The sequence below is a fragment of the Paraburkholderia oxyphila NBRC 105797 genome (assembly GCF_000685075.1).
Classification (GTDB): Bacteria; Pseudomonadota; Gammaproteobacteria; order Burkholderiales; family Burkholderiaceae; genus Paraburkholderia; species Paraburkholderia oxyphila.
This window is the reverse complement of sequence record NZ_BAYD01000005.1, coordinates 138,053-163,040: the sequence shown is the minus strand read 5'-3', so window position 1 is coordinate 163,040 and position 24,988 is coordinate 138,053. Positions and strand designations below refer to the sequence as shown.

19 protein-coding genes are annotated in these 24,988 nt (G+C 65.9%); 4 read left to right on the top strand and 15 right to left on the bottom strand.

Annotated elements, in window-relative coordinates; translation table 11 throughout:
• Positions 1 to 213: 213 nt before the first annotated feature.
• The 3 genes from BO1_RS04710 to BO1_RS04700 form a co-directional block, all read right to left on the bottom strand.
• Entirely contained in the window at positions 214 to 3,504 is a 3,291-nt protein-coding gene (locus BO1_RS04710; protein ID WP_028216574.1) for an efflux RND transporter permease subunit, read from the bottom strand.
• Between the two features lie 323 nt (positions 3,505 to 3,827).
• Complete coding sequence (locus BO1_RS04705) at positions 3,828 to 5,138, bottom strand: MFS transporter (RefSeq protein ID WP_028216573.1); 1,311 nt, start codon at positions 5,136 to 5,138, stop codon at positions 3,828 to 3,830.
• Between the two features lie 151 nt (positions 5,139 to 5,289).
• Complete coding sequence (locus tag BO1_RS04700; RefSeq protein ID WP_028216572.1) at positions 5,290 to 6,372, bottom strand: tartrate dehydrogenase; 1,083 nt, start codon at positions 6,370 to 6,372, stop codon at positions 5,290 to 5,292.
• Positions 6,373 to 6,486: 114 nt separating this feature from the next.
• Between BO1_RS04700 and BO1_RS04695 the strand changes: the two genes are divergently transcribed.
• Both BO1_RS04695 and BO1_RS04690 read left to right on the top strand, forming a co-directional pair.
• Positions 6,487 to 7,404, top strand: a complete 918-nt coding sequence (locus BO1_RS04695; RefSeq protein WP_028216571.1) for a LysR substrate-binding domain-containing protein — start codon at positions 6,487 to 6,489, stop codon at positions 7,402 to 7,404.
• 160 nt (positions 7,405 to 7,564) lie between these two features.
• Positions 7,565 to 8,767 (top strand): linear amide C-N hydrolase, encoded by a 1,203-nt coding sequence (locus BO1_RS04690; protein WP_245643709.1) that lies wholly within the window; start codon positions 7,565 to 7,567, stop codon positions 8,765 to 8,767.
• Here BO1_RS04690 and BO1_RS04685 read toward each other — a convergent pair.
• The 9 genes from BO1_RS04685 to BO1_RS04645 form a co-directional block, all read right to left on the bottom strand.
• Entirely contained in the window at positions 8,755 to 9,735 is a 981-nt protein-coding gene (locus BO1_RS04685; RefSeq protein ID WP_028216569.1) for an AraC family transcriptional regulator, read from the bottom strand. The genes BO1_RS04690 and BO1_RS04685 overlap by 13 nt on opposite strands.
• Before the next feature lie 54 nt (positions 9,736 to 9,789).
• The gene (locus BO1_RS04680; protein ID WP_028216568.1) at positions 9,790 to 10,863 is read right to left on the bottom strand and encodes a porin; all 1,074 of its coding nucleotides are present in this window, start codon (positions 10,861 to 10,863) and stop codon (positions 9,790 to 9,792) included.
• 74 nt (positions 10,864 to 10,937) lie between these two features.
• The gene (locus BO1_RS04675) at positions 10,938 to 11,279 is read right to left on the bottom strand and encodes a c-type cytochrome (RefSeq protein ID WP_028216567.1); all 342 of its coding nucleotides are present in this window, start codon (positions 11,277 to 11,279) and stop codon (positions 10,938 to 10,940) included.
• Positions 11,280 to 11,317: 38 nt separating this feature from the next.
• The gene (locus BO1_RS49655; protein ID WP_043283809.1) at positions 11,318 to 13,597 is read right to left on the bottom strand and encodes a xanthine dehydrogenase family protein molybdopterin-binding subunit; all 2,280 of its coding nucleotides are present in this window, start codon (positions 13,595 to 13,597) and stop codon (positions 11,318 to 11,320) included.
• Positions 13,598 to 13,601: 4 nt separating this feature from the next.
• Positions 13,602 to 14,045, bottom strand: a complete 444-nt coding sequence (locus tag BO1_RS04665; protein WP_028216566.1) for a (2Fe-2S)-binding protein — start codon at positions 14,043 to 14,045, stop codon at positions 13,602 to 13,604.
• A 312-nt stretch (positions 14,046 to 14,357) separates the two neighbouring features.
• Positions 14,358 to 15,299 (bottom strand): LysR family transcriptional regulator, encoded by a 942-nt coding sequence (locus BO1_RS49650; protein WP_043283776.1) that lies wholly within the window; start codon positions 15,297 to 15,299, stop codon positions 14,358 to 14,360.
• 115 nt (positions 15,300 to 15,414) lie between these two features.
• Positions 15,415 to 16,524, bottom strand: coding sequence for an NAD(P)H-dependent flavin oxidoreductase (locus BO1_RS04655; RefSeq protein ID WP_028216565.1), 1,110 nt, complete (start codon positions 16,522 to 16,524; stop codon positions 15,415 to 15,417).
• 49 nt (positions 16,525 to 16,573) lie between these two features.
• Positions 16,574 to 17,845, bottom strand: coding sequence for an MFS transporter (locus BO1_RS04650; protein ID WP_028216564.1), 1,272 nt, complete (start codon positions 17,843 to 17,845; stop codon positions 16,574 to 16,576).
• A 127-nt stretch (positions 17,846 to 17,972) separates the two neighbouring features.
• On the bottom strand, positions 17,973 to 18,899 hold the full coding sequence (locus BO1_RS04645) for a LysR family transcriptional regulator (RefSeq protein WP_028216563.1): 927 nt from the start codon (positions 18,897 to 18,899) through the stop codon (positions 17,973 to 17,975).
• 274 nt (positions 18,900 to 19,173) lie between these two features.
• Here BO1_RS04645 and BO1_RS04640 point away from each other — a divergent pair, with 274 nt between their 5' ends.
• Positions 19,174 to 19,881 (top strand): SDR family NAD(P)-dependent oxidoreductase, encoded by a 708-nt coding sequence (locus BO1_RS04640; protein ID WP_028216562.1) that lies wholly within the window; start codon positions 19,174 to 19,176, stop codon positions 19,879 to 19,881.
• Positions 19,882 to 20,071: 190 nt separating this feature from the next.
• Here BO1_RS04640 and BO1_RS04635 read toward each other — a convergent pair whose 3' ends face one another.
• A complete protein-coding gene (locus tag BO1_RS04635; RefSeq protein WP_043283773.1) occupies positions 20,072 to 21,301 on the bottom strand; it encodes an MFS transporter in 1,230 nt (409 codons plus the stop codon).
• 144 nt (positions 21,302 to 21,445) lie between these two features.
• On the opposite strand from BO1_RS04635, the gene BO1_RS04630 reads away from it, so the two are divergent.
• Complete coding sequence (locus BO1_RS04630) at positions 21,446 to 22,345, top strand: LysR family transcriptional regulator (RefSeq protein ID WP_028216560.1); 900 nt, start codon at positions 21,446 to 21,448, stop codon at positions 22,343 to 22,345.
• A gap of 25 nt (positions 22,346 to 22,370) precedes the next feature.
• Here the strand turns inward: BO1_RS04630 and BO1_RS04625 are convergent, their stop codons facing one another.
• Together BO1_RS04625 and BO1_RS04620 are read right to left on the bottom strand one after the other, a co-directional pair.
• On the bottom strand, positions 22,371 to 23,894 hold the full coding sequence (locus BO1_RS04625; protein ID WP_028216559.1) for an efflux transporter outer membrane subunit: 1,524 nt from the start codon (positions 23,892 to 23,894) through the stop codon (positions 22,371 to 22,373).
• Positions 23,891 to 24,985 carry an HlyD family secretion protein gene (locus BO1_RS04620; protein WP_043283771.1) on the bottom strand — a complete coding sequence of 365 codons (1,095 nt, stop codon included), beginning with the start codon at positions 24,983 to 24,985 and terminating at the stop codon, positions 23,891 to 23,893. Before BO1_RS04620 ends, BO1_RS04625 begins: the two co-directional genes overlap by 4 nt.
• Positions 24,986 to 24,988 lie beyond the last annotated feature (3 nt).

Sequence of the window (24,988 nt, the reverse complement as noted above, 5' to 3'; positions counted from 1 at the left end):
ATGCAATCGAGCAAATAAAAGTTGTTGCGCGCAATATCGATTAATTGTCTTTCACTCTTCTTTCTTATTGGATCTTCAATCGACAGCGATGCGCCGTATTACGAAACGGGCGAATCGGCACTGGCGGGGACTGTGGGTTATGTTTGACGCGCTGCTGCGCCGAACGCGGCAGTCGCCAGCGCGATCATCGGCTCGAGCCTGTCGAGCAGCCGATCATGGATGCCACGGCAGACGTGCGGACCAGCGCGCCAGCCTCGCGCGCAAGCGGTCGAGGTAGAGGTAAATGATCGGTGTCGTATACAGCGTGAACACCTGCGACAGTACGAGGCCCCCCATCACCGTCACACCGAGCGGCTCACGCAGCGACGCGCCCTGGCCGATACCGATCGCCAGCGGGACGGCGCCGAGCACGGCAGCGGCCGTCGTCATCAGGATAGGACGCAGACGCACAACAGCCGCGTCGTGAATCGCTTCCCTCGCGCTGCGGCCGTGCTCGCGCTGCAACTGGATCGCGACGTCGACCATCATGATCCCGTTCTTCTTGACGATCCCGATCAGCAGGATGATGCCGATGAACGCGATCACCGAGAACGGCGTGCCGAAAATGAGCAGCGCCAGTGTCGCGCCGATGCCGGCCGATGGCAGCGTCGAGAGAATCGTGATCGGGTGGACCGTATTCTCGTAGAGAACGCCCAGCACGATATAGACGACCGCCAGGGCCGCAAGAATCAACAGCGGCACCGTGCCCATCGACTGGCGATAGCTCTGCGCCGCGCCGGCGAACGCGCCGTGAACCGAGGCGGGCACGCCCAATTGGCGCATAGCGTCGTCAATGGCCGCCGAAGCCTGACTCAACGCGCTGCCGGCCGGCAGATTGAACGATATCGTTCCCGCCACATACCCGCTTTGGTGGTTGACCTGCGTCGCCGTATGGCGGCTCGTGTAGGTCGCCAGCGCCGGCATCGGCACCATGGTTTCGGCCGTCGTACTGTCCGCGCTACCCGTCGAGCCGCCGCCCTTGCCGTTGGAGATGCTGTTGGTCGTTGAATTGGCCTCGGCATTCGCGTTCAGCAAGTTCGTTGCCGACGTGCTCACGCTCGCGCTCGTCACCGCCAGATACGACGCCACGCCAGCCACGGTGCCAGGCGGCATCTGCGACTGCTCGGTGCCGGTGGTGTTAGCGGCCGCGGCGCTCAGGTAGGTCCGGTTCAGCATCTGCGGATACTGCCAGTACTCCGGTGCGACCTCCATCACCACAAAATACTGGTTCAGCGGATTGTAGATCGTCGAAACCGTGCGCTGACCGAAGGCGTCATAGAGCACGCTGTCGATCTGATTCGGCTGGAATCCGTAGCGCATCGCCGTTGCCCGATTGATCGTCACGTAGGTCTCCAGGCCGTTTTGCTGGAGATCGGAGTTCACGTCCTGCAGCCGGTGGTCTTTTTGCAATGCCGTAACGAGACGGGGTGTCCACTTGAAGATCGCATCGGCATTGTCGCTCGTGAGCGTGTACTGGTACTCGGCCGAGGAGAGCCTGCCGCCAATGTGCAGATCCTGCTGCGCCTGGAGGAACAGTTTCGCCCCGGAGACCCTGTCGAGCTTCGGCCGCAGGCGATTGACGACCTGCACAGCCGGGATATGCCGCTCCCCGAGCGGCTTCAGCTCGATGAACACCGTTGCCTGGTTCAGCGCGCGACCGCCCGCGAAACCCGCGACGGACTGAACGGCTGGGTCTTTCTGCACGATCGCCTGCAACTGTGTGAGCTTCTTCACAACCGCCGGGAACGAAATGCTCTGGTCGGCGACGATCTGGCCCATCAGAATGCCGTTGTCCTGCTCGGGGAAGAATGTCGACGGCAGCAACCTGAACAGGAAAACGTTCCCGACGAGCAGACCGATCAGGGTCACGATCACGATGAACGGATGGTCGAGCGCGACACGCAGCGAACGCGAATAGAACGCCTTGAAGCGCTCGAACTGCCGTTCGATCGATTGCGACCACGGGTGCGCCGAATGCCCGGCGTTCTCGCGCAACAGCACGTATGCGCACATGGCAGGCGTCACCGTCAGAGACACCACGAGCGACATCAGGATCGCGATCGACAGCGTCACCGCGAACTCATGAAACAACAAGCCGACGATGCCCGGCATCAGGAGAATCGGCAAAAAGACCGCGATCAGCGACAGGCTCATCGAGACCACGGTGAAGCTCACCTCCTGGCTTCCTTTTATTGCCGCTTCGCGCGGGTCCATCCCGAGTTCGACGTGGCGGACCACGTTTTCGAGCACGACAACGGCGTCGTCGACCACGAACCCCGTGCCGATCGTAAGCGCCATCAGCGACAGGTTATCGATGCTGTAGCCCATCAGGTACATCGGGCCGAACGTGCCGATGATCGACAGCGGCAATGCGACAGCCGGCACGAGCGTCGCGCGCGGCGATCTCAGGAACACGAACACGACGCCAATCACGAGCAGGACCGCAATGAACAGGGTACGCTGCGTGTCCTCGACGGACGCCCTGACCGATTGCGAATGGTCGAGTGCGAAATGCACCTGCACGCCACTCGGCAACGTCGCCTCGACAACAGGCAACACCTTGTGGATCTGCGCGACCGTGTTGACGATGTTGCTGCCGGGCAGCGGGTAGACAATCGCAAGGACGGCCGTTTTGCCGTTGTAGAGCCCGGCGTTGCGAATGTTCTCGTTCGAATCGATGACGGACGCCACATCGCGCAGCATGACGGCCGCCCCATTGCGATACGCGATCACAATATCCCGGTACGGCGCGGCCTTCGAGATCTGATCGTTCGACACCACCACGTAGCGCTGGTCGTTGACGTCGATGTGTCCCTTCGCGCTGTCCGCATTCGCTGCGCTGATCGCGGCGCGCACATCTTCGAGACCGATCCCGTAGCTGTTCAGCTTGTTGGGATCGAGCTCGACCCGCACCGACGGCAGCGCGCCGCCACCCAGCGTGATTTCGCCGACGCCGCTGACCTGCGACAGTTGCTGCTGGAGCACCGAGTCGGCCGCATCGTAGAGCTGCGCCTTCGTCAGCGTATCCGACGTGAGCGCGAGCACCATGATCGGAGAATCCGCCGGGTTGTATTCACGATAGCTCGGATTGGAGCGCAACGTCGTGGGCAGGTCGGCACGGGCCGCCTGCATGGCAGCCTCGACATCGCGCGCGGCGCCGTTGATGTCGCGTCCGAGATCGAACTGAATGACGATCCTCGACATCCCCACCGAGTTGGTCGAGGTCAACTCGTTGACACCGGCAATCGTGCCGAGCCTCCGCTCAAGCGGCTCGGCCACGGTCGTCGCCATGATGTCGGGGCTCGCACCCGCCATCTGTGCCTGCACGACGATGACGGGATACGTGACGTTCGGCAGCGGCGCGACCGGCAGCTTGAAATACGCAAGCATCCCCGACAGGATCATCGCGATCGCCAGCAGTGTCGTGGCGACAGGGCGGTGAATGAAGACAGCTGGGATATTCATGTCGACCGCTCGCCCTCAGATCCGGGCAATTATTTCGGAAGCCACATCAAATGAAACAGTGTTCGCTTTCGCGTGTCGATCCCATTTCCGATACACAACGCCAGGATTTCGTGGGGACGAGCATCGGGCCCCTCCTTCACGATTGGCCGATAGCGTCGAGATTAGTCGTTCAGTCAGACGTCTGGGGAAGCGCTTTATGGCAATTCGTTACAACGGTAAGGATTGGCAGCCAAACGGCCGGACGCGCCGTTGCGCTTCGTCATGGTTGTAATCGCCGGTAAGACGCTCGTGGCGTTGCCTGCGAGGCCGCGCCGCGCACGCCTTCAGCGATGCGCCTGGACCAGCGACTCACGCTCGCCGCCGTGAGCCTTGCGCCCCAGCAGCAGCGTCACCACCGCGGATACCGCGAGCGTCCCCGCTACCACATACAGGCCCGCGCCATAGCCGCCGGTCGTGTGCTTGAGCCAGCCGATCGCCGAAGGCCCCACGAAGCCGCCCAAATTGCCGAGCGAGTTGATCATCGCGATCCCCGCGGCAGCGCCCGCGCCAGAAAGGAACGCACTCGGCATCGCCCACAGCGGCGCCTTGGCCGCGCTGATGCCCACATTGGCCAGCACGAGCGCGCCCACGATGGCAACCGTGCCGTTCGCGCCGGCCGCCAGCACGAACCCGGCGCATGCGAGCAGGCACGGCACCACCACGTGCCACGTGCGCTCCTGCGTGCGGTCCGAATGGCGCGCCCACACCACCATCGCCACCACTGCCGCCACGCTCGGAATACCCGTGAGCAGACCCGTCTGGAGCGGGCTGTAGCCGAACTGCCTGACGATCAGCGGCGCCCAGATGCCGAGCGTATAGAGACCCGCCGAAGTGCCGAAGTAGATCAGCGCCAGCGCAAGCACACGCGGATTGCACAGCGCCGCCAGCACCGCGCCCGTATGGCCGTGCTGTGCACTGCGCGCACTCGACTCTTCGTCGAGCTTCGCCGTGAGCCACGCCTTTTCGTCGCCGGCGAGCCATTTCGCCCTGGCCGGCGCGTCGGTCAGGAAGCGCAGCACCGCGAAGCCCAGCACGACCGCCGGAATCGCTTCGAGCAGGTAGAGCATCTGCCAGTCGGCGAGACCGAACATCGGCTTCATCTGCATGATCGCGCCTGAGAGCGGCGAGCCGATGGCCGTCGAGATGGGCGCGGCGGCCATGAACCACGCGGCGGCCACGGCGCGCTGGCGCGTGGGAAACCACTGGCTCAGATACAGGATGATGCCGGGAAAGAAGCCCGCTTCCGCCACGCCCAGCAAGAAGCGCAGCGCATAGAAACTCGCAGGACTGCTAACGAATGCAGAAGCCGCGCTCACGATGCCCCACGTGACCATCACGCGCGCGATCCAGACGCGCGCGCCCACGCGATGCAAGATCAGATTCGACGGCACTTCGAAAATGAAATAGCCGATAAAGAACAATCCGCCGCCCAGGCCGAACGCCGCCGACGAAAGGCCGATGGCCTTGTTCATCGACATCGCGGCAAAGCCGACGTTGACGCGGTCGAGAAAGCTCACGAAATACAGCAGCATCACGAACGGAATGATGCGCCACATGAGTTTCTTCGATACCCGGGTTTCGAGTTCGGGATGCATGTGTCTCCTCCTTGGAGACCGTGCCGCGCGCGAGGCGCGGGCCACGGTTTCAAAGCGGCGCGTGCGTGTGTCGTAGTGAATTCGTCTGTATATACACACGCGCCGCCGGGCAGCCAATCCAGCAGCCAATCAGGCAGCAATGGCCGATGGCTCAGGCCGCCACGGCCACCTTTTCGATCAGCGCGCACACGGCCTCGGTCACCTGCGCCGTGGTGGCCTTGCCGCCGAGGTCGCCGGTGTGCAACGCCGGGTCCGCCGTCACGCGCTCGATCGCGGCCATCACCTGCTGCGCGGCCGCCTGCTCGCCCAGATGCTCGAGCATCATCACGACCGACCAGAACGTGCCCACCGGATTCGCGAGGCCCTTGCCCATGATGTCGAACGCCGAGCCATGGATCGGCTCGAACATCGACGGATAGCGGCGCTCGGGGTCGATGTTGCCCGTGGGCGCGATGCCGAGGCTGCCCGCGAGCGCGGCGGCCAGGTCGCTCAGGATGTCCGCGTGCAGGTTGGTCGCGACGATGGTGTCGAGCGTGGCGGGCCGGTTCACCATGCGCGCGGTCGCGGCATCGACGAGTTCCTTGTCCCACTTCACGTCCGGGAATTCGGCGGCGATCTGGTTGGCGATCTCGTCCCACATCACCATCGCGTGACGCTGCGCGTTGCTCTTCGTGATGACGGTGAGCAGTTTGCGCGGACGCGACTGCGCCAGACGGAACGCGAAGCGCATGATGCGCTCGACGCCGGCGCGCGTGAGGATCGAGACGTCGGTGGCCGCCTCGATCGGGTGGCCCTGGTGCACGCGCCCGCCCACGCCCGCGTATTCGCCCTCGGAGTTCTCGCGCACGATCACCCAGTTCAGGTCATCCGGGCCGCAGCGCTTGAGCGGCGCGTCGATGCCGGGCAGGATGCGCGTCGGACGCACGTTCGCGTACTGGTCGAACCCCTGGCAGATCTTCAGGCGCAGGCCCCAGAGCGTGATGTGATCGGGCACGTCGGGGTCGCCCGCGGAGCCGAACAGGATCGCATCCTTGTCGCGGATCTGGTCGAGGCCGTCGGCGGGCATCATCACGCCGTTGGCGCGGTAGTAGTCGGCGCCCCAGTCGAAGTTCTCGAACTCGAAGGCGAACGAGCGGTTCGTGCGCGCGAGCGCCTCCAGCACGGCCTTGCCTGCCGGCACGACCTCCTTGCCGATGCCGTCGCCAGGAATGGTTGCGATGCGATAGGTCTTCATGGTGTCCGTCTCCACGTCCTTCGATTGAATGTGGGACCGACTTTACCGAACCTGAAGCGCCGCAACCGGTGCTAGACTCAAAGCATTCTTAACTTCAATTCACAAGTGCGGATCATGACGGACGCCGTGCATCCCGCCGATCTCTCGTTCTTCTCCACGCTTTCGGCGGCGGGCAGCCTGAGCGCGGCGGCGCGCGAGCTGGGCCTGACCGCCGCCGCCGTGAGCAAGCGGCTCACGCAGATGGAGCAGCGCGCGGGCGTGCCGCTCGTGAACCGCACCACGCGGCGCATGATGCTGACGCCCGAGGGCGAACTGTACCTCGAGCGCGCGCGGCGCATTCTCGACGAAATCGACGAGCTGGCCGAGCTGCTCGGCAGCGCGAAGAAGAGCCCCAAGGGCCTCCTGCGCGTGAACGCGACGCTTGGCTTCGGGCGCAGCCACGTGGGCCCGGCCATCTCGCGCTTCGTGGCGAAGCATCCGCAGGTCACGGTGCAGTTGCAGCTCTCGGTGGCGCCGCCGCCGCTCACCGACGACACCTTCGATGTCTGCATCCGCTTTGGCGAGCCGCCCGACACGCGCGTGGTGGCGCGCCGCCTCGCGGCCAACCGGCGCCTGCTCTGCGCGGCGCCCTCGTATCTCGCGCAGCACGGGCTGCCCGCGACGCCCCAGGAACTTGCGCGCCACAACTGCATCGGCATACGTCAGGGCGACGAGGCCTACGGCGTCTGGCGCCTCGCGTCGGGGCGCGGCACGACGCACAAGACCGAGGCGGTGCGCATCAACGGCAATCTCACCACCAACGACGGCGAGATCGCCGTGCGCTGGGCGCTGGAGGGACACGGCATCCTGATGCGCGCCGAATGGGACATCGCCGACTATCTGGCCGACGGCCGGCTCGTGCAAGTGCTGCCCGAGTACGAGACGCCCAACGCGGACATCTACGCCGTCTATCTGCAGCGTCATCAGATGTCCACGCGGATTCGCGCGTTCGTCGATTTCCTCGCGCTCGAGCTCAAGGCACGCAAGGCCTGAGCGGCCCGATACCGGGCACGGCGCGACGTCACGCGCGAAGCCATGCGTGAAGCGCGGCGCGTGCAGGCTTGCGTGGTCACGCACGACGCGGGCGCCGCCACTTCCGTGGCATGATCGGCGCTGCCCTGCCCGGCCAATCCCGCCTCTGGAGCGCGCAATCATGTCCCGCTTCACATTCCGCTTCGCGTCCCGCCTCATGTCCCGCTTTGCGCCCCGCCTCCGCTTTGCGTCCCGCTTCACGCCCCACTTCAAGCCAAAACTCGCACGCCCTCCGCGGCGCGCCGCCACCTCCGCCGCCGCGTCGATCCTCGCCGCGGGCGCGCTGCTCTGGGCCTGCATCGCGCCGGCCTGCACGCGCGCGCTCTACATGGGCGAGAACGGTCTCGTCATCACGGGCCGCTCGATGGACTGGTCCGAAGACATGCGCTCGAATCTCTGGGTCTTCCCCGCCGGCATCGATCGCGATGGCGAGGCCGGCCCTCATTCACCGCGCTGGCGCTCGAAATACGGCAGCGTGGTGGTCTCGGGCTACGACATCGGCAGCGTGGACGGCATGAACGAGCGCGGCCTCGTGGCCAATGCGCTCTACCTCGCGGAGACCGACTACGGCAAGCCCGGCTCGGGCCGCCCGCCCATGGCGATCAGCCTGTGGGCGCAATACGTGCTCGACAACTACGCGAGCGTAAGCGAGGCGATTGAGGCGCTCGGCAAGGAGCCGTTCCAGATCATCGCGCCGCCGCTGCCCGACGGCAAACCCGTCACGATCCATCTCTCGCTCTCCGATGCGAGCGGCGACTCCGCCATCCTCGAATATCTCGACGGCAAGCTCGTGATCCATCACGGCAAGGCCTACCGGATCATGACGAACTCGCCGATCTACAGCGAGCAGCTCGCGCTCGACGCGTACTGGAAGGGCATTGGCGGGCTGAGCTTCCTGCCGGGCACGAACCGCGCCGCCGACCGCTTCGTGCGCGCGTCGTTCCTGCTCGACGCCATTCCGAGGCGCGCCGATCCGAACTACATGGCCGGCGTGCCGATGCAGAACGGCGCGTTTCAGCAGGTCGCGAGCGTGATGAGCGTGATGCGTTCGGTGAGCGTGCCGCTTGGCATCCGCACGCCCGAGATGCCCAATCTGTCTTCCACGATCTGGCGCACGGTCTCGGATCAGACCAACCTCGTCTATTACTTCGATTCGGCTACGCGCCCCGATACGTTCTGGGTCTCGCTGCACAAGCTGAACCTGAAGCCCGGCGCACCGGTGATGAAACTCACGATCGACGCCGGCCAGATGTATTCCGGCGAAACCGCGGACAAGTTCGTGCCCACGCCCTCGTTCGAGTTCATGCCGGCTCACGCGCCATAGGGCACGCCAGGCGCGTAGGGCGCGTCGTGCGGATCGCGCATGCTGCGCGCGTACTGCTTGGGCGCCATGCCCGACCAGCGCCGGAACGCGCGAATGAACGCCTTCTCCGACGCATAGCCGACGCTCGTCGCAATCTCGATCAGGCGCCGCCGCGAATCGCGCAGCGCGCCGCTCGCGACATACATGCGATAGGCGGTGAGATGCCCGATCGGCGTTTCTTCGACGAGCTCGACGAAACGCGCGCTAAAGCGCGAGCGCGACATACCGGCCGTGGCCGCCAGCGATTCGACGGTCCAGTCGCGCTCCGGGTGGCGGTGCAATTGCGCGATCGCACGGCCGATCTGCGGATCCATCAGACCGCGCAGCCAACCCGTGTGGCTGATCGCCGAGGCGAGATGCGCGCGCAGCAACTGCACGAACAGCACGTCGGCGAGGCGCGCCGCCGCGACCGCCCAGCCCGGCTGGCACGCCATCGATTCGCGGATGAAAGCCATCAGCGTATCGGCTAGCCAGGGGCCGACGGCGGGATCGTTGGCGCGCACATGAATGAGCGGCGGCAGCACCGAGAACAGCGGATTGCGCACCGCCTCGCGGTAAAACACGATGCCCGTATAGAGGTCGCAGACCTCGCCGCCGCCACCCGCCGTGAGCCGCAAGGGCGTGTCGAAGCTCGGGCGGATGCCCTCGCGCGCGACGAGATCGTCGAAGGGCACCGGCGCGACACCGGGCGCCGAGGCGAGCACGTGCTCGTGGCCGTGCGGCAGCAGCACGAAGTCGCCCGCCTCGACGCGCAACGGCTCCATGCCCTCCACGATGATGGTGTACGGGCCGCCGAAGGCGGTCCTGAACGCCGCGCCCTCGACCGCCGGCTTCACGAACGCCCACGGCGCCGCGAGCGAGAAGTGGCCGGTCACCACGGCGTCGGCGCGCAGATCCGCCAGCGCGGCGCTCAACAGGTCTGTCGCCATCTGCTCCTCTCCGTTCCGTTTCGGGTGCTTTCTATCCGCACATGGCGTGCGGCGTCAAAAGCGCTGCTGGATGCCCATCATCGCGCCGAACTGGTTCGCGCCCGGCGTCACCGTGCCGGCCGCGGCCACGGCGTTCGCCGCGAGCGCGCTGTTCATCATGTAACCCAGCGAAGCATAAAGCGTCGTGCGCTTCGAGATGAAATAGTTTGCGCGCCCGACCAGCAGCGTCGAATCCGAATGATCGCGCAAGATGTAGCGCAACGCCTGCGCGTCGAGCGCGAACATGGGCGTCACGTAATACTCCGCGCCGAGAAAGAAGATGTCCGACTGGGCGTGTTCCGCCGCCGCGGTGTTGCGGCGTATCCAGCCGCCGCCCACCTTGGCCGCGCCGAACTTCACATAGGCGTCGACGATCGCGCGCTTGTCGGTGTCGGCGCTGCTCACGAGCGGCGCCGAGGCGCCCGGTCCGCCATACATCACGTCGTACGAGGCCGCCGCGCCGCCCCATGCGTTGTCGTAGGCGAGCATCATCGTGTACTGGCGGCAGGCCACGGCGTCGCCGGGAATCTGCCCCGCGCAGTTGGTTGCCGAAGGCCCGGCCGGACCCGCCGCATCGCGCCCGAAGCTATAGGTGCCGCCGACCGTCACGCCGTGGAATTTGCCGAGGTAGCCCACGGCGTTGTCGCTGCGCGCGTTCGGCAGATAGCTGTCGAAGCTCGCCATCGAATGAATCGAGGGGCCGATCACGTCCGCGTTGAACAGCACGTACATCGACATGTTCATCTGGCGGCCGAGTGTGAGCGTGCCGTAGTCGCTCGTCACGCCCAAATTCGCCTGGCGCCCGAACAGGCGGCCGCCGTAATTGAGCGCGCCGCTGTTGGGCGCGAAGCCGCTCTCCAGCACGAAGAAGGTCTTGTAGCCGCCGCCCAGATCCTCCTGGCCACGCAGGCCGAAGCGCGACGGCACCTCGCCCGTGAGCGAGGGCATGCCCACGAACGAGCCGCCCTTCGCCGCGTTGTTGTAGTACTCGATGCCCGTGTCGACGATGCCGTAGAGCGAGACGCTGCTTTGTCCCCACGCGAGCGCCGACGTGCCGGCGAGCAATACTGCCGCGATCCGCTTTTTCATGACGTGTCTCCGATATTGATCAGTAATGCTTATTGGTATGCGTGCATGCATGACCGCCCACGCGGCCGCTCGCGTCAGTCAGTCTTGTTGCCCGCAAGAATCCATTGCACGACGGCTTGCGCGTCGCCCGCGCTGATTGCGTTGGGCGGCATCGGCACGGCGCCCCAGGTGCCCGAACTGCCGTTCTGGATATGGGCAACGAGCGTGGCCGCAGCACCTGGCTTGCCCGCGTAGCGCGCGGCCACGTCACGCCAGGCCGGTCCCACGAGTTTCTTGTCCACCGCATGACAGCCGAAGCAGGCGTGCTGCGTGGCGATCTGGCGGGCGCGGGCCGCATCGACTGGGGGCTCGGCGCGCGCGCCAGCGGCAAACAACGCGCCCGCGAGCGCGATGATCAAATAAGGAATCCGTATCATGATCGACAGTCTTTTGTGGGGAAAATACGCTTTGACGCTCAGGCCAGCGCCTGTTCGATCGGCATGGACCGCAGGCGCGTGCCGTTCGCCTCGAACAACGCGGCGGCCACGGCGGGCGCAACGGGCGGCAGCACGACCTCGCCGCAGCCTTGCGGCGTGCGATCGCTTTCGACGATCTCGACTTCGATCTTCGGCATCTGCGAGAGGTACAGCAGCGGGTAGTCGGAGAAGTTTTCCTGCACCACCGCGCCGTCCTTGAAAGTGATTTCGCTCTTGAAAGTGTTGGTGAGCGCGAAGCCAATGCCGCCCTCCACCATCTCGCGTATCAGCATCGGATTGATCGCCTGGCCGCAGTCGATGCCGCACACGACGCGTTCGAGCTTCGCCTTGCCGTCCACCATGCGCAGCTCGGCCACGATCGCGACATAAGTCGTGAACGCGCCGCCGCGCCCCGTGTAGAGACAGTATGCGAGCCCTCGATACAGGCCCGGCGCGGGCCTGCGCGCCCAGTTCGCCCTGGCGGCCGTGCGCTCGAGCACGCGCAGCGCGAGCAGGTCGTCGCGCAGCAGCGTGCGCCGATACTCGAGCGGGTCGATGCGCGCGGCGTGCGCGAGCTCGTTCACGAAACTCTCGAGGAAGAAGATGCTGGACGTGCTCCCCACGCTGCGCATGAAACTCACGGGAATATGCTGGTCGACGCTCACCGAATCGACGAGCAAGTTCGGCACCGCATAGCCAAGGTCGTAGAGGCCGTCCAGCATGGTCTCGTCCCAGCCGTCCGCCTTTTCGAAGTAGTCGCGCTTGATCGACCAGTACAACGACTGCCCCACCACGCGCAAGTGCATCGCGCTCGGATAGCCGTCGGCGCCAAGCACGGCGCGCATGCGCGCCGAAACGCCGGGGCGGTAGAAGCCGTGGCGGATATCGTCCTCGCGCGAGCGGACCACCTTCACCGGGCGGCCCACGGCCTTCGAGGCAACGGCGGCGTGAATCACGAAATCGGGCACGTACTTGCGTCCGAAGCTTCCGCCGAGGAACGTTGTGTTAACAATCACTTTCTCGGGCGGCAGTTTGAAGATGGCGCCGAGCGTCCAGCGCACCTTGTCCTGGCCTTGAATCGGGCCCCACACTTCGATCTCGTGTTCGCGCACATGCACCGTCGCGTTCACGGGCTCCATCGTCGCGTGGACGATGTACGGCGTGTGGTAGTCGGCTTCGATCACCTTTGCGCCGGTGGGCGCGTCGTGCGTGCCCTGCGAGCCCGATCTGCTACCCGCGGCGGCTTCGAACTGCGCCGGCGCGTCGCCAATGCGCGTGGCCGCCACCGCATGTTCCGCCATCAGCGCGGCCTTGCGTTGGGCGAGAATCGCCGCGCTGTCCGCCGGCGGCCCGCTGTCTTGCCATTGCACGTCGAGCGCGTCGCACGCCTTCTTCGCCTGCCACCAGGTGTTCGCCACCACGATCACGGCGTCTTTTGCCGGCACCACCTCGACCACGCCGGGCAACGCCCGCACCGTGTCGCGGTTGCGCACGGCCACGGGCTTGCCGTTGAGCGTGGGCGCCATTTTCACGGCGCCCGCGAGCATGCCGGGCACCTTCACGTCAATGCCGAACACGGCGCTGCCGTTCACCTTCGCGGGCGCGTCGAGCTTGTGCAGCGGCTGGCCGATGAGCGTGCGCGCGGACTGCGCCTTCAGGCGCGGCTGCGGATCGAGCGGCAGTTGCGCCGCGTCCGCGAGCAGCTCGCCATATCCCAGCGAGCGCCCCGTTTGCAGATGGATCACGCGGCCGCTCTTTGTCGCGCACTGCGTGGGCCGCACGCCCATGCGCCGCGCGCCGGCCGCGAGAAACGCCTCGCGCGCCTGGGCGCCCGCGATGCGCAAACGCTGCTGGAACATGGTGACCGACATCGAGGCGCCCACGAATTGCTGCGGATGCTCGTTCGCCGCCGCAATGCGATAGGCGTCGCGCCCCGTGACGAATGCCACGCTCACGCGGCGCCAGTCGGCGTCCATCTCGTCGGCCAGCAATTGCGGCAGCCCGGTGTAGACACCCTGCCCCACTTCGGCCTGCGAGAGACCGATGATCGTGCGGCCATCGGGATCGACGCGGACCCAGTCGTTGATCTCGCGAAAGCGCGTGCCGTCCTCGGCGGCCTCCACGTAATCGCTGAAAGCGAGCGGCAGCACGAGGCTGCCCGCGATCGCAAGACCGGTCTTGAGGAAGGCGCGGCGGCTCTCGCGTTGCGGTGCGCGCGCGCTCGCGGCGTCTGCACCATGAGCACCCTGCGCGCCATACGCGCCATGGGCGTCGCGCATGCGCTCAGGCGTTCGCTGCGACATGGATGGCCTCGCGAATACGGTGATAGGTCGCGCAGCGGCACAGGTTCGTTACACCCTGGTCGATTTGCGCGTCGGTGGGGTGCGGGTGCTGCTCGAGCAGCGCGGCCACGGCCATCACCATGCCCGACTGGCAATAGCCGCATTGCGGCACGTCCTGCCGGATCCACGCCTGCTGCACCGGATGCGACGCATCGGGCGCGAGCCCTTCGATGGTGGTGATCGCGCGCCCAGCGACCGCCGAGACCGGCAGCACGCACGAGCGCGTGGCCTCGCCTTCGAGGTGCACGGTACAGGCGCCGCACGCGCCGATGCCGCAGCCGTACTTGGTGCCGCTCAGTCCCGCGGCTTCGCGGATCACCCACAGCAGCGGCGTGTCCGGATCGCCATCGAACTCGAATGGCTGGCCGTTCAGTGTGAATTGCATGCGCTTGTCTCCCCAGAAGTCGCCGTTTGCTGCCGCCTGGGAGGCGGTTGGCGATGAGTGAGATTCTTGGGGTGGACAAATTGTCCGGCAATGGCGCGACGGCCCAATAAAGTTGCCGACCGTCTCTTTCGATCAGCCTGAAGCGCGAAGCCCGAAAATTACAGGTTTCTCCCAATGCCCTTTAATATCGGGCCATTACACCTTTCTGTGCTGATGAATCGCCGTGCCGCCAGATTCAAATCCGGGCTGGCGTTTCATCCATGGAATATCGGCGGGACATTCGGCCACTTTCAATGGCAGCCACTGCTCGTGCTATCTGGGGTCGCGGCTGGCGGAAACCGCGACCGTCAACAACTGCTCCACCAGAAAGTCGACGAAAGCGCGCACGCGCGACGTCAGATAGCGCGCATGCGGGTAGAGCAGGATGAACGGCCGCGTGCGGCGCCCCGCATCGTGCAACACCTCAACGAGCCTGCCTTCGCGCAGGTCGTTCTCCACCACGAAGCGATAGGTCTGAAAGAGGCCCGCGCCGGCACGCGCGAGCGTGACGCCGGCGAGCGCGTCGCCGGATGTCCCGTAACTGCCGTTCGTCAGCACGTCGCCATCTTCTGACGATCCCTCGAAGGTCCATGCGAGATTGCGTCCACTGCTCGGCAGTTCGAACTGTATGCATTCGTGGGCCTGCAGGTCCGCCACGGTCTTTGGCACGCCCGCTCGCTTGAGGTAGCCAGGCGTCGCCACGACGACCAGCTCCGCATCCTCGAGCTTGCGCGCCACCAGGCTGGAGTCAGCCGGCGCGCGCCCGCGTATCGCGAGATCGAAACCCTCGTCGGCAAAGTCGATGTTGCGATTGCTCAGATGCGCCTCGACCTGGACCTGCGGATAGCGCTCGCGAAACGCGGGCAGCAGCGGCAGCACGCGATAGTGTCCATACGGAGTCGGCATGCTGATACGCAGCACGCCGGCGGGCGTGCTCTGCTCGCCCGTCACTTCGCGTTCGGCATCCACGAGCTGCGAGAGGGCCAGGCGGCATTGCTCGAAGTAGCGCCGCCCAGGATCGGTGAGCCGAATCTGGCGCGTCGTGCGCACGAAGAGCCGCACGCCGAGCCGCTCTTCGAGCCGCGCCACGGAACGGCTCACCGCGGCGGGCGTCACGCTCGCCGCGTTGGCCGCCAGCGTGAAGCTGCCCAGTTCCGCTGCGAGGCAGAACAGTTCAATGCTGCCGAGCAACAGATCGTCGAATTTGCGTTGCATGCTTGTGTGCCCGCGTTTTCCAGTCCCGCGCTTCTACTCTGCCCGCCACGGTTTCGCGAGGGTATGAAACATCGGCCCTCGTCTCAACCGCGCGGGCCGATGTTCACGTGCCCAGTCAGCCCCAGGCGGATGGCAGTGACTGCAATCGTTCGATGCTCTCTCGCGTCTCGCGCTCCAGTTGCGCCATCAGTTCCGCGGCGGGCAGCGAGCGCGCGAGCGGCGCAGCCTGCCCAGCCCATTGCGCGCCGTAGCCGAATTCGCCCGTGGCCTTCGCGGCCGCGTTCAGCGCCTTGCCCGCGTCGTAGGTGATCGGATAGGACGGCGTGCGCGGTGCCTGCGGGTCCTCGCCGAGCGTGGTGAAGCGATTGACGATGCTGCGCGCGGGGCGCCCCGAAATGGCCGCGGTGAACGTCGTATGGCGCGCCGCGTCGCTGAGCAGCGCGCGGCGATAGCCGTCGTCGATCGAAGTTTCGGGGCAGGCGACGAACGCCGTGCCCAGTTGCGCCGCCTGCGCGCCGAGCGCGAGCGCCGCCGCAATGCCCGCGCCATCCATGATGCCGCCAGCCGCGATCACGGGCACGTCGAATTCGCTCACCAGGAGGCGCGTGAGGGCGAACGTGCCAAGGCGCTCGTCGCGCGCAGCCGTGTCGAACACGCCGCGATGTCCGCCCGCCTCGACGCCCTGAGCGACGATGGCATCGACACCCGCTTCGACGGCCGCAGCCGCTTCTTCGATATTCGTTGCACTCGCAACCAAACGGATGCCCGCGTGCTTGAGGGCGGCGATCACCGCGTCGGGCGGCAAGCCGAAATGGAAGCTCACCACGGCTGGCTTCTCTTCCAGCAACATGGCCTGCATCGACTTGTCGACGACGAAGCTCGTGTAGATCTCCGAGAGCGACTGCGGCGGCGCCGCGCCGTATTGCCGGAAGACCGGCTCGAGCCAGTCGAGCCACGCGCGCTCGACGGCCGCGTCGGGCGTGGCCGGGCGATGGCAGAACACGTTGACGTTGAACGGTCTGACTGTGAGCTCGCGCGTCTGGTGGATCGCCTTGCGCGCGTTCTCCGCGTTCATCGCCGCCACGCCAAGCGAGCCAAGCCCGCCCGCGTTCGAAACGGCGGCGGCCAGCGCCGGCGTCGTGACGCCCGCCATGGGTGCCTGAACGATCGGTTTCTGTATGCCGAGTGCGCGCAGCAACGTCCGCTCGCCTGTTTGTGTGCTCATGTTGCTTTACCTCCGGATGCGTTCCAGTTTCCGTATGCCTGCCAGCGTATCAGGCCCGAGCGCGGCCGCGCGCCCACTGCGCCAGGCCCCCGCAGACGATCAGCAGCGCGCCGGTCACGAAGAACACCGCGTGCAGGCCGAAGTGCACGCCGATCACGCCGCCGATCACCGGCCCCACCACCTGGCCGCTGAATTGCGCCGACTGCAGATAGCCGAGCAGGGTGCCCGTTTTGCTTTCGTCTACTGATTGCCGCGCGAGCTTGCCGATGGACGGCAAGAGGCCCGCGAGCGTCATGCCCATCACCACGCGCAGCGCCGCGAGCTGCCACCAGTGCGTGACGAACGCTTGCGGCACCATCGCGAGCCCCGTGAGTACGAGACAGACAATGATCACGCGCCAGCTGCCGAAGCGGTCGGCCAGTGCGCCGAGGCGCGCTGCCGTGAGCATGCTGCCGAGCGCCGAGCACGCCATGACCACGCCCGCCACGCGTGCGAGGTGACCCGCGTTCACGCCCAGGCTGCCAATGTAGACCGTGATGATCGGCTCGATCGACATGTTGGCGAGCAGCACCATCATCGCGGTCACGAGCAGCGCCGCCACCACGGCGTAGTCGGGACGGCGCACGCTCGCCGCGGCCGCACCATGTGCATGGGCCCTTGCGTCGCTCGCCGGATGAAACTCCTCTTTCACCACGAAGATCGTCAGGAGCGCCGCCACTGCAATCATCGCACCGCCCGCGAAGAACGTGCCGCGGATGCCGATCCAGTCGGGCAGCACCCCGCCCACCAGCGGCCCGACCAGATTGCCGGCCAGCGCGCCCGTGGAAAGGATGCCGAGCGCCCAGCCCGCGCGCTCGCGCGGCGCCTGGGTGCCGACCATCACCGTGGATGCCGAGGCGTAGCCGCCCACCAGCCCGGCGATCAGCCGTAACGCGACGAGTTCGTACACGTTGTGCGCCACGCCGATCAACGACATCACCACGGCCATGCCAATCGCCGCGCGCACGAGCATGGGCTTGCGGCCAAAGCGGTCTGCCATGCGCCCCCACACCGGCGCGGTGAGCGCCGTGCCGAGGAAGGTCGCGCCGAACGCCACGCCCGACCACTGGATCACGGCCGACTGCGAGCTCACGCCGAGCTGTCGCACATAGAGCGGCAGGAACGGCAGCAGCATGCTGAGACTGACGAGCGTCGTAAACGAGCCGAACACGCAGACGATGAGATTGCGCCGCCAGTACTGGACGTTACGTTCAGCGTAGCTGCGTGGATGCGGCTCTGCGAAGGTGCGCGGCGCGGCCAGGCTCGAAACCCCTTGTTGCATGACTGACTCCCGTAGCGGGTGCTTTGCAGCACCCAATGAACATGGAGGCCAGTCTAGATTAGGTCACACCGCGAGAGAATCGACACGGCGCGGAAGTCATTCTTCCGCATGACGGTCGACTGAAGACTCAATCCGCATCCGTGATCCGCCGCGCCTGCTCGAAGTACTCGCGCAGCCGCGGCGCAGCGAAGTCGACGAAGCTGCGCACCTTGGGCACTGCAAGCCGCCCGTGCGGCGTCACGAGATTCACGGGCAGCGGCGCGTGCTCGTTGTCGCGCAAGACGATCCTGAGCGCCCCGGCCTTCACCTGCTCCGCCACGTGATAGGAAAAGAGCCGCGTGACGCCGTGCCCCGCCACGGCGGAGGCCAGCGCCGCGCGGATCGTATTGACGGTGAAGCGCGGCGAGAACTGCACGACCTGTGGCAGCGCCGTCTGCCGCGCCGCCGGAAAGCTCCACGAGTCGAGCCCGAAATGCGTCATCGAAACGATCGTGTGGCTGGCGAGATCGGCGGGCGCCTCGATAGCCGGATGCGTGGCGAGATACTCGGGAGACGCGACCACCACGCGCCTCACGTCGCCCACCGGTATGGCGACCAGCGTCGAGTCCTGCAGATGCGCGATGCGCAGCGCCACATCGATGCCCTCGTCGATGAGGCTCACGGGCCGGTCCAGCAGATGCAGGCGGATAGACACGTCTGGATGGCGCTCGAGAAACGTGTCGATCATCGGAAGCAGCACGTCTTCGCCCACGGCCACGGCCGCCGTCACGCCCAGCAGGCCGCGCGGCATGGAGCGCTCGTCGGTGGCGAGCAGGTCCGCCTCCTCGAGGTCGGCGAGAATGCGCCGGCACGCCAGCGCATAGCGCTCGCCCGCCTCGCTCAGCCGGATCGTGCGCGTGGTGCGGTACAGCAGCGGCGTGCCGGTGTGCTCCTCCAGAAACGCGATGGCCCGGCTCACCGCCGCGGGCGAGCGGCCGAGCCGGCGGCCTGCGCCCGCCAGACTCCCCTCGTCCAGCGTGGCGACGAATACCTTCATGGCGTCAATACGGTCCATTGCGTGTGTGCCTGTGCGGTCGCCTCAGTCTGTGAATGCCGCGTCGATCTTAGCGGAATTCGGCGATCGGGACGGCGCAGGTGCAGACCCCAGCCGGGCTTTCTTCATCTCTTTGCCACCTCGCATTTGCGCCGCCATTTGTTCTTGCGACGCAAGTCTCTTTGTCCATGGCGTGTGTTCGAATCCGAAACGGATGCGCCTACAGTCCTCGTCCATCGGATCCGTCGATTCGAACGGCCAGCAGGCCGGGTCATCCATCCTGTGAGATACACACATGAGCACTTCCAAAGTCATCATCGTCACCGGTGCGTCGCAAGGCATCGGCGCTGAAACCGTCAAAGCCTTCCGCGCGCAAGGCCATCGCGTCGTCGCCACGGCTCGTTCCATCACGCCGGCCGCCGAGGCCGACTATGTCGCCGTGGCCGGCGACATCGGCGACGCCGCAACCGCGCGCCGGGTGGTCAATGCCGCCATCGAGCATTTCGGGCGCGTCGATACGCTCGTCAACAACGCGGGTATTTTCATTGCGAAGCCTTTCACGCAGTACACGGCGGACGACTATGCAGCAATCCTGAACGTCAACCTGAACGGCTTCTTCCACATTACGCAGTACGCGATCGAAGCGATGCAGAAGCATGGCAGTGGGCATGTGGTCAGCATCACCACCACGCTCGCCGAACAGGCGAACAGCAACGTCCCTTCGGTGCTCGCCTCGCTCACCAAGGGCGGCCTGAACGCGGCGACGAAATCGCTCGCCATCGAGTATGCGCGCGCTGGCATCCGCGCCAACGCCGTTGCGCCGGGGGTGATCAAGTCGCCGATGCATCCTGCCGAAACGCATGCGACGCTTGCGGCGCTGCATCCCGTTGGGCGCATGGGCGAAATGAGCGACATCGTCAATGCGATTCTCTATCTCGACTCGGCATCGTTCGTGACGGGCGAGATCCTGCATGTGGACGGCGGCCAGAGCGCCGGTCACTAGGCCATTTAATCCACTGAAATCGGCCGCGCCCCCGAGACGGGGCCGCGGCCATTCGGTCGTTCAGCAGCAAATCATGCGCCGCGTTGAGCCGCGTTGATCCAGTCCCCAAGCCCCACATCGCCGCTCCCACTTCCGTAAACAGGCTAGCGGCCCGGATAAAGTCCTCCGGGCCGTCGAATCACATCACACCTTAATCCGCGCTAGACGGCACCCTCGCCGCACTATCCCGAGGCGTGCCGATCCAGTGAATGGCCAAAGCAACGATCCCGACTGCGACCCCGAACGCGACGATGCCCGTCCAGCCGAAGCGGCTCATCAGCCAGCCGCTGACCGTCGCGCCAACGGCGCCGCCCAAAAAGGTGGCGGTCATGTAGAGACTATTGATGCGGCCTTGCGCTTTGGGATCGACCGAAAAAGCGCGAGTCTGATTGGACACGAGACCGGACTGCACGCCGATATCGAGCACGATCACGCCCGCGATCAGCAGCGTGAGCGACGTGCCCGCGCCAGAGAGAAGCAGGTAGGCCAACGTAACGATGCCGATGCTTGCGCCGATGACCTTGCGGAAGCCCAGCCGATCGGTGGCATTGCCCCCGAGCGAGGCGGCGAACGCGCCAGCCGCGCCGATGATGCCAAAGCCGCCCGCCCAGCCGCTGCCGAGGTGCCAGGGCCCGCTCGCGAGCAGCGCGGCGAGATTGACCCAGAAGGCGTTGAAGCAGGCCCACAGCAACGCCTGAATCATCATCGATTCACGAATCGGACGATGGTCCCGAACGAGCGGCCACAGCGAAGCGAGCAGGCGTCCATACGAAAGGCTCGTGGAGGGCACCCCCTTCGGCAGGAGCGCGGCGGCCGCGATCCAGACTGGCACCATGAATGCGGCTTCCGCACCGTACACCGCGCGCCAGCCATATGCCGCGCCAATCACGCCGGCGACCGTGCGGCCCACGAGGATGCCCACCATGATGCCGCTCACGACCGTGCCGACATTGCGCCCTCGCTCACCCGGCGACGACATGACGGCCGCGAAGGGCACCAGCTGCTGCGGAACGCAGCTCACGATGCCAAGACCGAACGAAGCCGCGACAAGCCCCCAGATGCCGGGCGCCATTGCCGCCAGCGCGGCAAAGGCGAACGCGAGGGCGATTTGTGCGAGCACGAGCTTGCGCCGGTCGAAGCGGTCGCCAAGCGGCAACAGCAACGCCAGCCCGCTCGAAAAGCCGAGCAGCGCCGCCGCCGCGACGAGATCGACGCTCGTCACGTCGACCCGCAGATCCGCTGCAATCAGCGGCAGGATGGGCTGGGTGCAATAAATGTTGGTGATGACCGCTCCAGCGACGATCGCCATCATGACGATTTTGCCGCGCGACGCCAGTGCGGGCGTAGCTGGACTTTCGGGGGGGTTGGGTAAGCCGCGCAAAATAAGCTCCTCTTTGATTCGATTTCTCGGGTGCTGGCAGCGACATGCCGCGATGCCAGATTCAGGCTCCAACGGTACGCGCTTGCATTTACGAAGAGAATCCCTCACGATCAGGATTCAACCTTCCGGAATTTGAGAGGCTCCATGAATCGCCTGGACGCCATGGCGATCCTCGTTGTGGTTGCCGATGCGGGCAGTCTCTCGGCCGCCGCGCGCCGGCTCGACATGCCGCTCGCAACGGTCAGCCGGAAGGTCGGAGAACTGGAATCACATCTGAAAACGCGTCTGTTTCACCGCACGACGCGAAAGCTTGCATTGACGGATGCGGGAAGCGCGTACGTGGCGGCATGCCGGCGCATTCTGGAAGACATTGGCGAAGCCGAGCGCGCGGCAACCGGCGAGTACGCCGCGCCCAAAGGCGAGCTCGTGGTGACCGCGCCCATCGCTTTCGGCCGCTTGCACGTCGTGCCGGTGGTTGCGGAGTTTCTCGCGCACTATCCGGAGATCGACATCAATCTCCTGCTGACCGATCGCGTAGTCCATCTGATGGATGAACACGCGGACGTCGCGATCCGCATTGGCGAGTTGCCCGATAGCACGCTGGTCGCGACGCGGGTTGGAACGGTCCGCCGGGTCATCTGTGCCAGCCCCGCCTATCTGGCCACGCATGACGTGCCCACCCAGCCAGCCGATCTCGCCGGCCACGCGTGCATTACCTTCGAGGCCCTCGCGTCCATGCGCGCCTGGGCGTTCGGGTCCGGCAAGTCGGAGCAAAGCGTGCCGGTTCATCCGCGGCTCGCCGTCAATACGGCGGACGCCGCCATTAGCGCCGCGATCCTCGGCGTGGGGCTAATACGTGTGTTGTCCTATCAGGTTGCCGATGCCATCCGCGCCAACCAGCTTCGCATCGTGCTCGACGCTTTTGAATCGGCGCCCCTGCCCATCAGCATCGTGCATGCGGGACAAGCGCCCCTGCCGTTGAAGCTGCGCGCTTTCCTCGACTTCATGTCGCCGCGCCTCAGGGCTCGCATGTCCGCCGCTTGAGTTTGAAGGCGCTGGGACCCGCGCATTACCCGCCGTATGTCGACTCCCATCCCCCTCCCAACGCCTTGCAGAGCGTGATGAGATTCGCAGCCGCCGTAGCCTTGCTCTGCTCGAGATTGCTCTGGGCTTCGAGCAACTGCTTCTGCACGTTGAGCACGTCGAGATAGTCGAGCGCCCCGGCCTTGTAGCGCTCCCGCGCGACCGAGAGCGCACGCTCGTTCATGCTCACGGCTTGCGCCAGCCGGTCGCGGCGACGCTGTTCGGCGTCGTAGGTGACCAGGGCGTCGTCCACTTCCTGCCACGCGCGCAGCACCGTCTGCTTGTAGGCAATCGCGGCTTCCTGTTGTTGCGCCTCACGCAGTTGCAGCGTCCCCTTCAGGCGTCCGCCTTCGAATATGGGAAACGTAATGGAAGGCCCGACAACAAACTGCCCCGACGCCCAACTGGCCAGGCTCGAGAGTTGAAGACTCTGAAAGCCCGCGCTGCCATTGAGCATGATGCGCGGATAAAAATCGGCCTTCGCCACGCCGATCGACGCCGTCGCCGCGTGCAATTGCGCTTCCGCCTTGCGGATATCCGGGCGGCGCTGCACGAGCTCGGACGGAAAGCCGACCGGGACCTGCGCGGGCAGCACCGGCACTTCCCGCGCTTCGCCAAGCGTCTGCCGCAGCGCGCCGGGTTCCTCGCCGAGCAGCAGACCGATTGCGTTGATCGTCGTCTCGCAGTGCGACTCGAGCGTGGGAATCAGGCTGTCGATGTTCTCCACCTGCGCCGACGCATTCGCGACGTCGAGATCCGTCGTGACGCCTTCATGGGCGCGAACCTGCGTGAGCTTCAGGGCATCGTTGGCAATCTCGAGGTTTTGTCGCGCGATCTGCAGGAGTTCCTGCGTGTCGCGCAGTTCGACATAGTCCCGCGCCAGCTCCGCGCGCGCACTGAGCAATACCGCATTCCTGTCCTCGTACGAGGCATCGGAAAGCGCCGTCGCCGCCTCGACGCTGCGTCGCACGCGCCCCCAGATATCGATCTCCCATGACGCATCGAAGCCGGCCTGATACAGGTTGTACGCGGGCGAACCCGCCGAGCCCGGCAGCGGCGCCACGCCAAGCGGCGCGCCACCGGAAGCCGACTGCGACTGGCTTTGTGTCGGCGTGACGCCGAGCAGCGAGAGGATGCCGTTTTCACTACCGCGTTCGCGGTCATACGACGCGGCGCCGTCGAGTGTCGGAAGTTGCGCGGCGCCCGCCACGCGGCGCTCGGCCCGGCTCTGCCGCAAGCGCGCAGAGGCCGCCGCCACGTCCAGGTTCGCACCGGCCAGCCGGTTTTCCAGCCCGTCCAATATCGGGTCGTTGAAGAGCGTCCACCAGTCAGCAGCGAACGGGCCTTCCACGGCTTTGCTCGGCGCCTGCGCCGTCTGCGTCCGGTTGAAGACCTCCGGCGTGGGCGTCTGCGGGCGTTCGAAATCCGGCCCCACCGTGCAGCCCGTTATCGCAAGGCATGCAAGCACCGTGAGGATGATCGCGCAGATCGTGTTCTTGCTCGTATTCATGTTCTTTCCGCTCCCACGGCCTTCGCTTCTCCACTCCGGCCAACGCTCACTTGCGCTTCGACCGAGAGCCCAACACTCAATGCCGATGCGGCCGGTTGTCCGTGATCGATCGTGATCTTGACCGGCACGCGCTGCACGACCTTCGTAAAGTTGCCCGTGGCGTTGTCCGGCGCGATCGGCGCGAAACTCACGCCGGTCGCCGGCGCGAGGCTCTCGATGCGGCCTCGAATCACGACGCCGGGAAGGCTGTCGACCGTCACGCGCACGCTTTCACCCGGGCGCATATTCGTGATCTGGCTCTCCTGGAAGTTGGCGACGATATACGCATCCGCGAGCGGGACGATCGCCAGCACGGGAGCGCCGGGCGTCACGAATGCGCCCACCCGTGCAGACCGGCGTCCCACCTTGCCGTCGACCGGCGCGCGGATCTCCGTATAGGAGAGGTTGAGCTGCGCCTGCGCGAGCGCCGCTTCGGCGTGCTGGAGCGCACCAGCGGCCTTGTCGCGCTCGGTGCGCAAGACGTCCAGATTCTGCTCGGTGGCCATCAACGCCGCCTGGTCGTGCGACGCCTGCGCGAGTTGCTCGGCGAGCGCGCTGGATGCCTGTTGTTGCTCCTGTGCCGTCCCCGCCCCCGCCGCCGAAAGATTCTGGTAACGCGAGGCATTGGCCCGCGCAAAGCCAATCGACGCGTCGTCGGCCTGCAGGGTGGCGCGCGCCTGCTCGACCAGCGAAGGCTGGCGTGCGATCTGTGCATCGAAGTTCGCCACCGATGCCTTTGCCGCCGCCACCTCCGCCTCGGCGCTCATCAATGCGGCGCGAAAGTCACGGTCGTCGATACGGACCAGCAGCTGGCCCGCCTTCACGTCCTCGTTGTCGTTCGCCAATACCTCCGTGATCTGCCCCGCGACTCGCGGTGCGACGAGCGTGAAGTCCGCAGTGACATAAGCGTCGTTGGTCGATTCCGTATTGGCGCTCGAAAAAAGTCTCGTGCAGGCCCAGGCGACCAGGCCGAAGACGACAATGACGGCTGCAATACGAAGCCATTTCAGCGTGGACGGTGTGGCGATGGGGGCAGGTTGGGTCGATAACATGAA